The organism is Gelidibacter algens, assembly GCF_001678675.1.
Taxonomy (GTDB): domain Bacteria; phylum Bacteroidota; class Bacteroidia; order Flavobacteriales; family Flavobacteriaceae; genus Gelidibacter; species Gelidibacter algens.
Map to the genome: position 1 here is coordinate 16894 of NZ_LZRN01000036.1, position 13471 is coordinate 30364.

General features: G+C 38.4%; 7 protein-coding genes. 6 read left to right on the top strand and 1 reads right to left on the bottom strand.

What is annotated here, in order from left to right; all coding sequences use genetic code 11:
- Positions 1–164 precede the first annotated feature (164 nt).
- The 6 genes from A9996_RS14745 (at position 165) to A9996_RS14770 (ending at position 11985) form a co-directional block, all read left to right on the top strand.
- Entirely contained in the window at positions 165–4343 is a 4179-nt protein-coding gene (locus A9996_RS14745; RefSeq protein ID WP_066436703.1) for a PAS domain S-box protein, read from the top strand.
- 18 nt (positions 4344–4361) lie between these two features.
- Positions 4362–4748: a response regulator gene (locus A9996_RS14750; protein WP_066436709.1), complete on the top strand. Its 387-nt coding sequence runs from the start codon at positions 4362–4364 to the stop codon at positions 4746–4748.
- A gap of 319 nt (positions 4749–5067) precedes the next feature.
- Positions 5068–6138, top strand: coding sequence for an ATP-binding protein (locus A9996_RS14755; protein WP_066436711.1), 1071 nt, complete (start codon positions 5068–5070; stop codon positions 6136–6138).
- A 31-nt stretch (positions 6139–6169) separates the two neighbouring features.
- The gene (locus tag A9996_RS14760; protein WP_066436713.1) at positions 6170–6610 is read left to right on the top strand and encodes a response regulator; all 441 of its coding nucleotides are present in this window, start codon (positions 6170–6172) and stop codon (positions 6608–6610) included.
- Positions 6611–6630: 20 nt separating this feature from the next.
- Positions 6631–11574 (top strand): PAS domain S-box protein, encoded by a 4944-nt coding sequence (locus A9996_RS14765; protein ID WP_066436720.1) that lies wholly within the window; start codon positions 6631–6633, stop codon positions 11572–11574.
- A gap of 12 nt (positions 11575–11586) precedes the next feature.
- Positions 11587–11985, top strand: a complete 399-nt coding sequence (locus tag A9996_RS14770) for a response regulator (protein WP_066436722.1) — start codon at positions 11587–11589, stop codon at positions 11983–11985.
- A gap of 218 nt (positions 11986–12203) precedes the next feature.
- On the opposite strand, the gene A9996_RS14775 is transcribed toward A9996_RS14770, so the two are convergent.
- Positions 12204–12758: a helix-turn-helix domain-containing protein gene (locus A9996_RS14775; protein ID WP_066436725.1), complete on the bottom strand. Its 555-nt coding sequence runs from the start codon at positions 12756–12758 to the stop codon at positions 12204–12206.
- Positions 12759–13471 lie beyond the last annotated feature (713 nt).

Sequence of the window (13471 nt, forward strand, 5' to 3'; positions counted from 1 at the left end):
ATAGATAATGGCAAAAGAAAGTGGACAACAAGGTAATAAAGCCAAGCTAACCGCAAGCGCACATTATTTCCACATTGTATTAATAGGAGCCTCTGCAGGAGAATATATCAATGGAGGATCAGTGTAACCATTAACTTTTATATGTTACAAGTCAGCCCTCACAAATGAAAGAACTTTCAAAAAACACGTCCACTTTATTATTTATACTGCTTACAGGCGTATTGGTTGTGATTGCATTTACTTCTTATAACAAGATAAGGCAGTTTAATAAATCTGTTGATTTGGTGATGGACACCCAAATTGTCAAGGCTAATATTATTGAATTGCGTTCCATTGTAACAGATGCAGAGTCCGGGCAGCGTGGTTTTCTAATTACTAATGATTCTGTTTTTCTGCAGTCCGTTGTCGGTGCAGAACAACGCAGCAACCTTGTATTTTCTAAGCTTGAATCACTCATTAGCGACAATGTCGGGCAGAAAGAAAATTTAAAAAAGCTCAAAACACTTCTTGCTGAACGATATTTACTGCTGAACAAGACCTTGGAGTCTTTCAAAAATAGCCCATCCGCAAATTTGCCCACAGATAGCCTTTTGCTTGAAAGCAAAAATAAAATGGACGAAGTGAGTAATAAAATTGCGCTCATGTTGCAAACAGAAGATGTATTATTGGAGCAGCGCATACAGGTTAAAGACCGTAAAGCCACCCTCACACCCATCTTTTTATTGTTGCTTTCGTTATTTTCGATTGTTGCGCTTACGCTTTTCTTTTTCCGTTTACGAAAAGAAACAAACTCGCGTGTATCAGCAACAAAGTTAGTTGAAGTAGAAGCAGAGGCCCGCAAACAAATTGAAGCAAGCGAACTCTTTAACCGCACCGTTTTAGAAAGCAGCCCTGATTGTTTAAAAGTATTAGACAATGAAGGTCGCATACAGTATATGAACTTCAACGGGCTTTGCCAGATGGAAATAGATGATTTTTCAACATTTAAAAATAAAAATTGGTGGACCATCTGGGGCAGTGAAAACGAAGCATTGGTAAAAGCATCATTAGATAAAGCAATAACTGGAAAAATAGCACAGTTCATAGCGTATTGCCCTACTGCTAAAGGCACACCCAAATGGTGGGATGTATTGGTATCGCCTGTAGGTAAAGCCGGTGAACCCGTGCAACAAATCATTTCTGTTTCAAGAGATATTACCGAACAAAAAAAATCGGAAGAAGCTATTGAAAAAATAGCAGCGCATTTAACGCTTGCCACCGATTCCGCCAATGTAGGCACTTGGTCATTTAACGTACAAAAACAGGAATTAGAATGGAGTGCCGTACATAAAAAAATGTGGGGATATGATGCCCATCGTACAGACCTTACCTATGAAGACTGGCATAAACTTATTTTACCCGAGGATAAAGAAAAGACTTTTGAAAAAATTGATGAAGCAAAAAACATCCATAATTCTTACGATGTAGAATACTGCATTAACAGGGCAAATGATGACGCTGTCCGCTGTATTCGTTCCGTTGGAAAATATTATTATAATGAAAAGGGCGAAGCTGAAACACTCACAGGGATTAGCGTAGACATAACCCAGCAGAAAGAATCGGAATTAAAATTAAAAGCAAGCGAAGAAAAATACCGTGGCATTTTTGAAGCCATGGACCAAGGCTTTAGTATTATCGAAATGATTTTTGATAGCGATAACAAGCCAGTGGATTGTGTTTATATAGAAACTAATCCCGTATTTGAAAAGCAAACAGGTTTGAAAAATGTTACTGGTAAAACTGTAAGAGAGCTGATTCCCAATCTCGAAGAAGAGTGGTTTCAAATCTATGGTAAAGTGGCTTTAACCGGAGAACCAAACCGATTTATTGAAGGCAGTGAAGCATTGGGCCGCTGGTTTGAAACGTATGCTTTCAGGTTAGGCGATCAGGGCAGTAAAAAAGTAGCCGTTCTTTTTACAGATATTACGGAGCGAAAACAAAATGAAGAAACGCTTCAATATCGGAAAGCCTTGCTAGAGGCACACAATGAAGCCAATAGAGATGGTCTGTTGCTTGTAGATGCCAAAGGAAAGATTATTAGCTACAACCAGAGTTTTATTGATGTATGGCGTATGCCTAAAGAGATTGTCGATGCCAAAGACGATGAGCTTGCACTTGCTTTTGCTATGGCCCAATTGGTAAACCCACAACAGTTTATTGACAAAGTAAAATGGCTGTACGAGCATCCTTCTGAGACAAGTATTGACGAACTGGAATACCTTGATGGCAGAATCATAGAACGTCACGGCTATTCAGTAGTGGGAGAGGATGGAACCTACTATGCCTGGTCTTGGACGTTCAGAGACATTACGGAGCAAAAAGCAGCAGCAGAAGCAATAAAGGAAAGCGAAACGAGATTCCGAACCATGGCAGAGGCTACTGAAGTGTTGATCGGAGTCGCAGATGAAGCGAGCAATGTGACCTATTTTAATAAAGCTTGGGTGGATCTTACCGGAAGACCGATGGAGGATTTACTGAAGTTAGGATGGGCGGACTTATTACATCCGGAAGACAAGGATCGCGTTGTTGATACTTACCTTTCAGCTTTTGCAAATCAAGAAGGTTATGAGTTGGAGTTCAGGATTTTGAATAAAAATGGAGAATATAGTTGGTTATTGGCCAAAATACCAGCCAGATTTCACCCAGATGGGACTTTTGCAGGATATATCAGTGCTAGCATTGACATTACAGATCGTAAAGAAGCAGAAGAAAAAATTAAAGACGCCCGTGAACTTCTTGAAACCACTTTCCAGAATGTACCTTCGGCCATCTATAATTTTGATAAAACAGGGAAGATTCTTTACCTGAATGAAATTGGAGCAAATCAGATAGGATATGCAACGACAGAAGAGGTGCTTGCCGAAAAAGATGCATTACAGTTGAGAAAAAGGGCGTATGAAACTTTCACTGTATTGAATGAACAAGGCCAACCAATGCCTGTTGATCAACATTCAACAGCGCTTACTTTTAAAACCGGTAAGTCTTCAGAAGTTGTTTCCCAATTAATCAATAAAAAAACAGGCGCATCTTTATGGCTTTTATCCAGAGCTTCTCCAATTTATGATGCCAGTGACCAGCTGGTTAAAGTGCTTTCCACTTCTACAGATATTACCCTGCAAAAAGTAGCGGCAGAAGCAATAAAAGAAAGTGAAGTAAAATTTAGGGTGTTGTCAGAAAACGTTCCTCATATGATTTGGACAGCCACGGCTGATGGAAAAAGAAATTTTTTCAATAAACACACGCTTGATTATACCGGCCTAACCCACGCAGAGTTAGAAGACGATGGGTGGCAGCAACCTATTTTTCATGAAGATATAGAAAATGACGTCAGTAAATGGCATCATGCCGTTGCAACCGGAGAAGACTTAAGAGCTGAAAAACGCCTTAGGCGCCACGATGGATCTTTCCGCTGGCATTTGTGCCATAGCATAGCACAAAAAGGCAGCAATGGTAGTATAAAAGGATGGATAGGAACGTGTACTGATATTACAGAGCATAAAGCTTTTACAGAAGAATTGGAAATAAAGGTCAACCAGCGCACCACTGAACTCAAAAAAACAAATGAAGAACTGAAGCATACCAACACACAGCTAGGCCAGTTTGCACATATAACAAGCCACGATCTGCAAGAGCCATTGCGGAAAATTATAACCTTTTCCAAACGGTTACAGGACGAATATCAAGAGGAGTTGACCACAGGCGCAAAAACCTATCTCGATAAAATTGAAGCTGCATCTGACCGCATGAGAAACCTGATTCAAGACCTGCTCAATTATTCACGCCTGCTGGAGCACGAAAAATCAGTTGAGAACACCAATTTAAATGAGACCCTAAAAAATATATTAACTGATTTTGAACTACTGGTTGATGAAAAGAAAGCCGAAATAAAAAGCGATGCACTCCCTACCATTGAGGCCATCCCTTTGCAAATGAACCAGCTTTTTTACAACCTCATCGGCAACGCCCTTAAATTTTCGAGGGAAGAGGTGCCACCAGTGATTACCATCACATCACGCACACTTTCAGAAAAAGACGTTAAAAAATATCCCACTTTAAATCCGTCAAGTTCATATGTTGAAATTATTTTCAAAGACAACGGCATCGGTTTTGAGCAACAATATTCTGAAAAAATATTTACCATCTTTCAGCGTCTGCACAACAGAGATACGTTTGTTGGCACAGGCATTGGCTTAGCACTCACAAAAAAAATTACTGAAAACCACAATGGGCTCACGTTTGCAGCTGGACAAGAACATATAGGGGCATCGTTTCATGTCATACTTCCTTTTACACAACCACAATAACGGACCCAACCACAGACTATGGAGACAACAAATTTTATGATCATAGACGATGATGCAGATGATAGATTCTTCTTCAAAGCTGCAGTAAGAAAAATTCACAGTTCCGTTAAATTTATGGAGGCAAATGGCTGTGAAGCGGCCATTGCGCTATTGAGAACGGCAGAAGACTTACCACATTTTATTTTTCTTGACATCAACATGCCCCGCTTGGATGGGCGCGATTGTTTAAAGCAATTAAAAGCAGATGCGAAACTCCAACATATTCCTGTCATCATGTATTCCACTTCTTTTTCCGAAGAAAGTATCAATGAGTTTCACACACTCGGCGCTTCAACGTATCTCAATAAGCCAACCGATTTAAATGCACTACCTGAGCAAATTCTTGAAGCAATAAAAGACCTATAAACATTTTCAAAGATTTTATTGCTAAGTCTAACACGTTGTAAGCCAATTGTATAAAGCTTTTAAGCTCAGGCCGAATTGGTGTGTTTTGTTTTTCCGTACCGCATTCATTTATAAACTTAAATGTTTAATTACAATAACGACTGTAAATTATAATAACTATCTTACCGCGCAACATAATAAAATACTCAAGGATAATTTAAAGGATAATTTAAAAAACTTCATTAAATAAGTCGCACAGTTTCACAACGTAATTTAACATCATTAATCCATTGGAGACCCTGTCCAATTCTTAATCAAAAAGAATTAATCAACAAACAAAATGGATAACAAAGAAAAAACAATAGAACTCATCATTGCCAACAAAAAACTCGCTTTTCAAAACCAAGAAAAAGAGAAACGAGCACATGAACTCGTCAGTGCCAATAAAGAACTCGCATTTCAAAAGAAGGAAAAAGATAAACGCGCAGCTGAACTTCTCTTGGCCAACAAAGAACTTGCATATCAAAACGAACAAAAAGATAAACGCGCAGCTGAACTCGTTTTAGCCAACGAAGAACTCGCTTATCAAAACGAACAAAAAGATAAGCGCGCGGCAGAACTCATTCTAGCAAACGAAGAACTCGCTTATCAAAAAGAGCTAAAGAAAAAAAGAGCTTCTGAATTAAGCAATTCTAACAAAGAAGTTGACGATTTGGAAAAGCGGGTGAAAGAGCGCACCGAAGATTTAGAATCCTTTTCATATTCCGTATCACACGATTTGCGCACCCCGCTTCGTGCCATAAACGGATATGCAAAAATGCTGGAAGAAGATTATGGCACTGTGCTTGATGCGGAAGGTTTAAGATTTTTGGGTGAAGTGAGAAGCAACGCCAATAAAATGGGTGTGCTAATAGACGACCTTCTTACCTTTTCTAGATTGGGGAGAAAAGGCATTACAAAGTCAACTGTAGATATGAACATGTTACTTGAAACTGTTCTTTCAGCACTCAATCAAAGTATGACACATAATGCTGAAATAAAATTTAGTAATCTACTTCTTGCAGTTGCAGATTATAATTTATTGCAGCACGTTTTGACTAATCTTCTGTTAAATGCCATTAAATATTCTTCTAAAAAAGAAAAGCCGATGATAGAAATAAAGTCGGAACAAAAAAACGGGGAAATTATATATTCTATTAGCGACAATGGCGTAGGCTTTGATATGCAATATGGCAATAAATTATTTGGCGTGTTTCAACGGCTTCATGACGATGAAGAATTTTCGGGTAATGGTGTAGGGCTTGCGATTGTGAAGCGCATTATTGATAAGCACGACGGGAACGTATGGGCAGTAGGTAAAGAGGGACAAGGAGCAACCTTCTATTTTAGCTTACCTGATAATGATAAATAGTAGAAAACGAATAGTTTAAAGCAACTAAATTATGGAAAATAACAACGTCGAAATCCTGCTCATAGAAGATAATAAGAACGATGCAGAACTGGCCATTCGCGCATTTCGAAAAGCCAATCTCAACAACCATCTCATCCATCTTAAAAACGGGGTTGAAGCCCTTGAGTTTCTTTTTGGAACAGGGAAGTTTGACGTTAGGGATATTAGCAAAAAGCCAAAAGTAATTCTGCTCGATTTAAAAATGCCAAAGTTGAACGGGCTTGAAGTATTGGCGCAAATAAAGGCCAACGAACAGACAAAAGCAATCCCTGTGGTGGTACTTACATCTTCTAAAGAGCATCCGGATATTAAACGCGCCTACGCACTAGGTGCCAACAGCTACATTGTAAAGCCAGTTGAGTTTGATGACTTTTCGAAAGTAGTAACAGATCTTGGGTTTTATTGGCTGCTCAAAAATCAACCTCACGTTTAATCACATAAAAATTTCCCAGATTGAAAACAAAATTAAAAATACTCCACCTCGAAGACACGCCTACTGATGCTGAATTGGTAGAAAGAGAATTGAAAAAAGGAAACATTCAATTTGAGACCTTTGTAGTTGCCAATAAAACAGCTTTTGAAAAGGCACTCAAAGCATTTGCTCCTGACATCATCATTTCCGACCACACGCTGCCTTCCTTTGATTCATTAGAAGCCATAAAAATGATCAAACGTCAAGGATTGAAGATTCCTATCATACTGGTTACAGCTACTGTTTCTGATGAACATGCTGTAGAAATAATGAAGGCCGGCGCTGATGATTATATCCTGAAAGATCGCTTGCATCGCTTACCGCAAGCAGTACTGAATGCGATGGAGAAATTTAGCCTGGAACAAGAGCGTGAGCGCATCATTTATGACCATGCACATCTTGCTGCTATTGTAAATGCTTCTAATGATGGCATCATAAGCAAAACATTGGATGGCACAATTACCAGTTGGAATACTGGCGCTGAAGAGCTTTTGGGGTATTCAGCGGCAGAAACCATTGGCAAAAACATTGCTATAATTATTCCGCCGGACTGTTTGCAGGAAGAATTGGGATTTATGGAAAGCCTAAAAAGAGGAGAATCTGTACAGCATTTTGAAACCGTAAGGCTTACAAAAAATGGAAAAAGAGTGGACGTTTCGCTTACAATCTCTCCGATTAAAGACAGCAACGGAGAAGTAATTGGAGCAGCCAAGATAATCTATGATATAACCGATAGAAAAAAGGCAGAACAAAACTTACACGACAGCGAGGAGAAATACCATTCACTTTTTGAGAACAGTTTGGATGCCATACTTCTTACCGTAACTGATGGAAAAATACTCGCGGCAAATCCTGCTGCCTGTACTATGTTTGGCATGAGTGAGAAAGAAATTTGCGAAGCAGGTAGATTTGGTTTAGTGGATACCAAAGACCCTAGGTTGGCTGCCGCTCTTGAAGAACGCCAGCGTACAGGTAAGGTGAAAGCTGAGGTTACAACAATTCGTAAAAATGGGGAGACATTTCCAGGGGAGTTTACTTCTGTAGTTTATAAAAATGCTAATGGCGAAGAAAGGACTTCAATGATTGTTCGTGATTTAAGTGAAAGAAAACATGCAGAACACCTTATAAAAGAAAGTGAACAATTTAATAGAGGAATCCTTGCATCTCTCCAATCGCATATTGCGGTTATAGATCATACGGGAACTATTATAACAGTTAATAGGGCATGGGACGATTTTGCCAAAACCAACGGTGTTGACCCATTGAAAGGAGTTTCTACCGGAAGCAACTATATTGAAGTTTGCCAAAAATCAATGGCTGCGGGAGATAGTATCGCAGGGCAAACATTAAAGGGCATTCAATCGGTATTCAATAAGGAAGTAAAAACCTTTGAACTCGAATACCCATGCCATTCTGCAACTGAGCAACGATGGTTTAATCTCTCCATCATGAACTTTGGTGAAGATGATTCTAAAGTAGTGATCTCACACCAAAATATTACCAAAAGAAAGATTGCTGAAAACAACCTGAGTGATACTTCGGTCGAGTTGCAAAAAACACTTTCAGAACTTCATAAAATACTCGATTCTTCCTTAGATGTTATATGTACCATAAATGCTGATGGGGAGTTTGTAAATGTCAGCGCTGCATCACAACACGTTTGGGGTTATTCACCTGAAGCGCTTATTGGCAGTAAATTTATGAATCTTGTGTATGAAGAAGATGTTGATAGGACTTCCAAGGCCGCTGAAAAAATGTATAATGGTATCAAGGTTCCCTTATTTGAAAACAGGTACGTGCATAAAAGCGGAAGGGTTGTTCCATTATTATGGTCGGTTAATTGGGATGAAAAGCTCCAGTTAGTGTTTTGCATCGCCAAAGATGTCACCGAGAAAAAAATACTGGAAAAAGCAGTGGAAACTGAAAGAGATCAGTTTTTTGAAATGTTCTTAAAAGCACCATCGGCTATTGGGATGTTGAAAGGCCCCAATCATGTTTTTGAGATGGCCAATCCCCTCTATTTGCAATCGATAGGTAAAAAAGATATTGTCGGAAAAACCGTGGCAGAAGTGCTCCCGGAAGTTATTGAACAAGGGTTCGTAGGCATGTTAGATCATGTGTACCAGACCGGCGAATCGTATACTGGCAATGAGATGTTGGTCAAGGTTGATACAGAAGGAAACGGTGTAATGACAGATTTCTATATCGACTTCGTCTACCAGGCCTATAAAAATGGCAAGGGAGACATAGAAGGCGTTTTCTTTTTTATCAATGACATCACTGAACAAATACTATCCCGTAAAGAAATAGAAAAAAGCGAGAAACAATACCGGCAGATTGTTGAAACCGCACAGGAAGGCATTTGGCTGATTGATGAACACAGCAGGACAACGTTTGTGAATAAAAAGATGTGCGAGATCCTTGAATACACTGAGGAGGAATTGATAGGCAAAGAGCATTCCTTTTATATGGATGCCGATGGAAAGGACAAAGCGGTGGTTGCTTTGGAGCGAAGAAAAAGGGGAATATCAGAAAATCTAGAATTCAACTTTATTTCTAAACATGGCAAACACGTGCTCACAAAGGTATCAGCCAATCCTATTTTTGATGATCTGGGGAATTTTAAAGGGTCATTGGGAATGGTTTCAGATATTACCGAGAAGAAACATTTAGAAGACCTTTTAGAAAAATCGAATAGGCTTGCGGCAGTTGGCAGCTGGGAAATTGATGTTGTAACGGAAACTGTTTATTGGTCAGACATTACTAAGGAAATACGTGAAGTAGATAAAGATTATGTGCCGCTCTTAGGTGAGGGCATCAGTTATTTTAAGGAAGGTATTCATAGAGCTACCATTGAGCAAAAAGTAAAGGACTGTATAAAACATGGCACGCCATGGGATGAAGAGTTACAGATCATTACTTTTAAAGGAAACGAGAAATGGGTACGTACAATTGGCCATGGAGATTTTTTAGATGGGAAATGCATTAAGATACATGGTAGTTTTCAGGACATTACGGAACGTAAAAATGCCGGGTTAAAAGTTAGAGAAAGCGAGTTCAGGTACCGTCAGATTGTAGAAACCGCGCAGGAGGGCATATGGATGTTAGATGAACACAGTGAAACCACTTTTGTGAATCAGAAAATGTGTGAGATTATTGGCTATCCATGTGATGAAATGTTGGGCAAAACAAATTTCTTTTTTAAAGACGAAGCTGATTTACAGACCGCCAACGTTGCTCTTAAAAGAAGAAAACAAGGCATTAGTGAAACCTATAAAGCATCATTTTTAACAAAAGATGGCAGGCTTATCTGGACCCAAATATCCTCCAATCCTATTTTTGATGATGCCAATATTTACAAGGGCTCGTTATGGATGGTCTCAGATATTACAGAGAAACTGATGGCTGATAAGATGCTTATGGAAAGTGAGCAGAAGCACCGTAAACTTGCTTCTGAATTAGAGATAGAACGCATACGTCTGGTTACAGCACAGTCAGTAGCTAAAGTAGGTAGTTGGGAAACAAACTTGCAGACCTTTCAAGTAAATTGGTCCAATGAAACGCATCGGATCTTTGGATCCAATCCTGAAAAGTTTGAAGCGTCCCATTCAGCTTTCCTCAATTTTATTCATCCTGAAGACAGGGAGAAAGTAGATGCAGCCTTTGCTGATTCACTCCACAAAAGCGGGTCTAGTACAATAGAACATCGGATTATTACCTTGAAAGGCAAAGAAAAATGGGTGGAAGAAATTTGGTCTGTTTCCAGAGACGAAAAGGGCTCTCCTAAGATTGCAACTGGTACGTGCCAAGATATCACGGCAAGTAAAAAAGCTGCAGATAAAGTCATAAGGAGCGAAGCGAAATTGAATGTAGCGCAGTATATTGCCCATGTGGGTAGTTATGAAGTAGATATGGTAACCAATGAACAAAGTTGGTCTGATGAATTTTATAGGATTTTAGGGATAAACTCAGGAGTAATGCCCTCTCGTGAAGCCTTCCTGTCATTTGTCCACCCCGATGACAGGCCCAAGGTTGTTAGCAGTATGGATGAGGCTTACTCTTTGTACGAAGATTCATTGATTCAGTTTAGATTTATAAGAAAAAATGGTGCCAAAGGATACGCATCATCCGAATGGAAGTTTGAGTTTGACGATCAGGGCAATCCGCTTTACTTATACGGTATCTTAAGAGATTTGACGAAAGAAAAGAAAGCAGAGCGCGAACGCGTTAAAATGATTTCTGATATTGTTCAGCGCAATAGTGATCTGGAGCAGTTTTCTTATATGGTATCACACAACCTTCGTGCCCCAACGGCCAACATTATAGGTTTCGCAGAAATTTTACAGGATGACATGCTCACGCCACAAGAGCAAAAAGAACTTCTCCAAGGACTTTCAGCATCCGTTGCAGGCCTCGATACCATCATTAAGGATATCAATGTCATCTTGCAAATTGAACGCGAAGTCCACGAGAAAAAAGAAGTTATCGTCTTTTCAAAACTTGTAAATGATATCATGCTAAGTGTAGGCAATCTCATACACAAACATCGTGTGTTTATCAAACGCGACTTTTCAGCAGTGGATGAAATCTATTCACTAAAAGTTTACATCTACAGTATCTTCTATAACCTTATAAGCAATAGTATTAAATACAGCAAACCAAACGAGCAACCACGCATAGAAATAAAAAGTAAAAAGGAAAACGGAAAAATAATCCTTATATTTAAAGACAACGGTTTGGGTATTGACATGAAAACCAAAGGCGATAAAATTTTCGGGTTGTACAATCGCTTCCATTCTCATGTTGAAGGCAAGGGCATGGGACTGTTCATGGTAAAAACGCAAGTAGAATCACTAGGAGGAAAAATAACTGTTGCCAGCAAACCCAATAAAGGAACAGAATTTACAATTGAGTTCGAAATTTAATTCTGAAAAGAAATGACAAAACTAACAAAACGGTTCCTCCTCATTGACGATGACCCACTAAACAATACGCTTACAAAAATGATTCTGAAAAAATCATTTGAGGTTGTGCACGTTAACGCTTTCACTGTTCCAGAAGATGGGTTGGAATTTATAAAATCTGAGCCCAACCATAACCCTCCAGATGGGAAAACAACACTTTTTCTTGACATTAACATGCCTACACTATCAGGATGGGAGTTCCTCGAGGCGTTTGAACTTTTTGATGCCTCAATAAAAGAGCACTACACTATTTATATTCTGTCATCTTCTGTGAATCTCAACGACATCAACCTGGCAAAGGCAAATCCACTTGTTATTGGGTTTATAGAAAAGCCACTCAACAAAGCCAAGCTTGCTAATATATTTAGTTGATGGAAAGACGCCATTACAGCCACACGACAGGGCAGGAGGGCACTGTAAATGAGTGCCAGTAGTGCAACCAATGGAGAGTGTATTGGACAAAGTTTTGATGTATTGGGACAGTTGTGCAGTTGGGGTAGGTTTGGTTTTTCAAATAATGGTCCCCGAACCAGCATGATTTATATCCATGTTAGCAAGAGTTTACACTACTTAAAATAAAAATACACAAATTACTCCAAATTGCTTTTTCTTTTTTTGCCGATTTTTTTATAGAATGAAGGAGATTGGCCGGTTACTTTTTTGAATTGGTTGGATAAATGGGCCACACTGCTATAATGCAACCTATGGGAGATTTCAGTAAGATTCATTTCATCATACAGTAGAAGTTCTTTAACCCTTTCTATTTTATGATTGATGATAAAATGTTGAATGGTAATACCATTGACTTCAGAAAACAAATTTGATAAATAGGTATAATCATAATCCAGCGTTTCACTGATGTAGTCCGAATAATTGACTTTAAGTACTTCATCTGAATAATGGATCATTTCTATAATGACGTTTTTTATCTTATTTACAAGAATACTTTTTTCGTCGTCCAATAATTCCAGACCAATTACCCCTAAATTCAATTTCAGTTGTTGCTTTAATTCATCAGTGATGCCTTTTTTGAGATCAACAATTCCAAGTTCAACAGTTGTATAGGCTAAATCCAATTTTTCCAACTCGTACTTTACCATAAGCTTGCACCTCAAGCTTACCATGTATTTAATGTATAACTTCATTTTGAGGGAATTGGTTATTAGTCTTAATATTTTAATCGTGTATCAAAATGTCAATTAATTATGGAAGATATGAATTTATCTGCGATCACTTCTATAAAGGTGTCAAATAAATGCCATTGGTACCATAAACGTCTATCTTAAATCAAATCAGGATCCCATCACATGACATGTGGTTTTAATTGATGATTATGGATAACACTTGATTGGAAACGTATGCAATGAACTAAAGGTGAATAGGAATTTGTAATTTCTTATTAGTTTAGAGTTTCAGAATACTAATTGTTTGTTTTCTTTGAGATTAAAATGTATGTGAATTGCAGTAAGGTTCCAAACAAAAAAAGCAGACTCAAAAGTCTGCTTTTTACTACTAAATAAATCAGGGATTCATTTGGTATTTACTAACTAACTAACTAATTCCCAACAACAAAGATCCGCAATTATTGGTAAGTTTAGTTATAGAACTTTATAGTATAGTTGCATATATCACAGATGTTGGATTATGGTAAAAAAAAAAGCAGACCTAGCAGTCTGCTTTTTAATAACCTATAAAAGTCAGTTTATATTCCCCAATAGTAAACTGATTAATAGCACAGCAAAGATGAATAACTAATTACTGGCTGAGTTATATAATTTAAAATCAAACTTACATAAATCACAGATTTAGATGTCAAAAAAAGAGTAGTTTGCAGTACTGCTCGCTTAGATTAGGATTT

Excerpts from the sequence above, each read along its gene's own strand:
- A9996_RS14745 (WP_066436703.1), top strand. The coding sequence starts at position 165 with ATGAAAGAACTTTCAAAAAACACGTCCACTTTATTATTTATACTGCTT.
- A9996_RS14750 (WP_066436709.1), top strand. The coding sequence starts at position 4,362 with ATGGAGACAACAAATTTTATGATCATAGACGATGATGCAGATGATAGA.
- A9996_RS14755 (WP_066436711.1), top strand. The coding sequence starts at position 5,068 with ATGGATAACAAAGAAAAAACAATAGAACTCATCATTGCCAACAAAAAA.
- A9996_RS14760 (WP_066436713.1), top strand. The coding sequence starts at position 6,170 with ATGGAAAATAACAACGTCGAAATCCTGCTCATAGAAGATAATAAGAAC.
- A9996_RS14770 (WP_066436722.1), top strand. The coding sequence starts at position 11,587 with ATGACAAAACTAACAAAACGGTTCCTCCTCATTGACGATGACCCACTA.
- A9996_RS14775 (WP_066436725.1), bottom strand. The coding sequence starts at position 12,758 with ATGAAGTTATACATTAAATACATGGTAAGCTTGAGGTGCAAGCTTATG.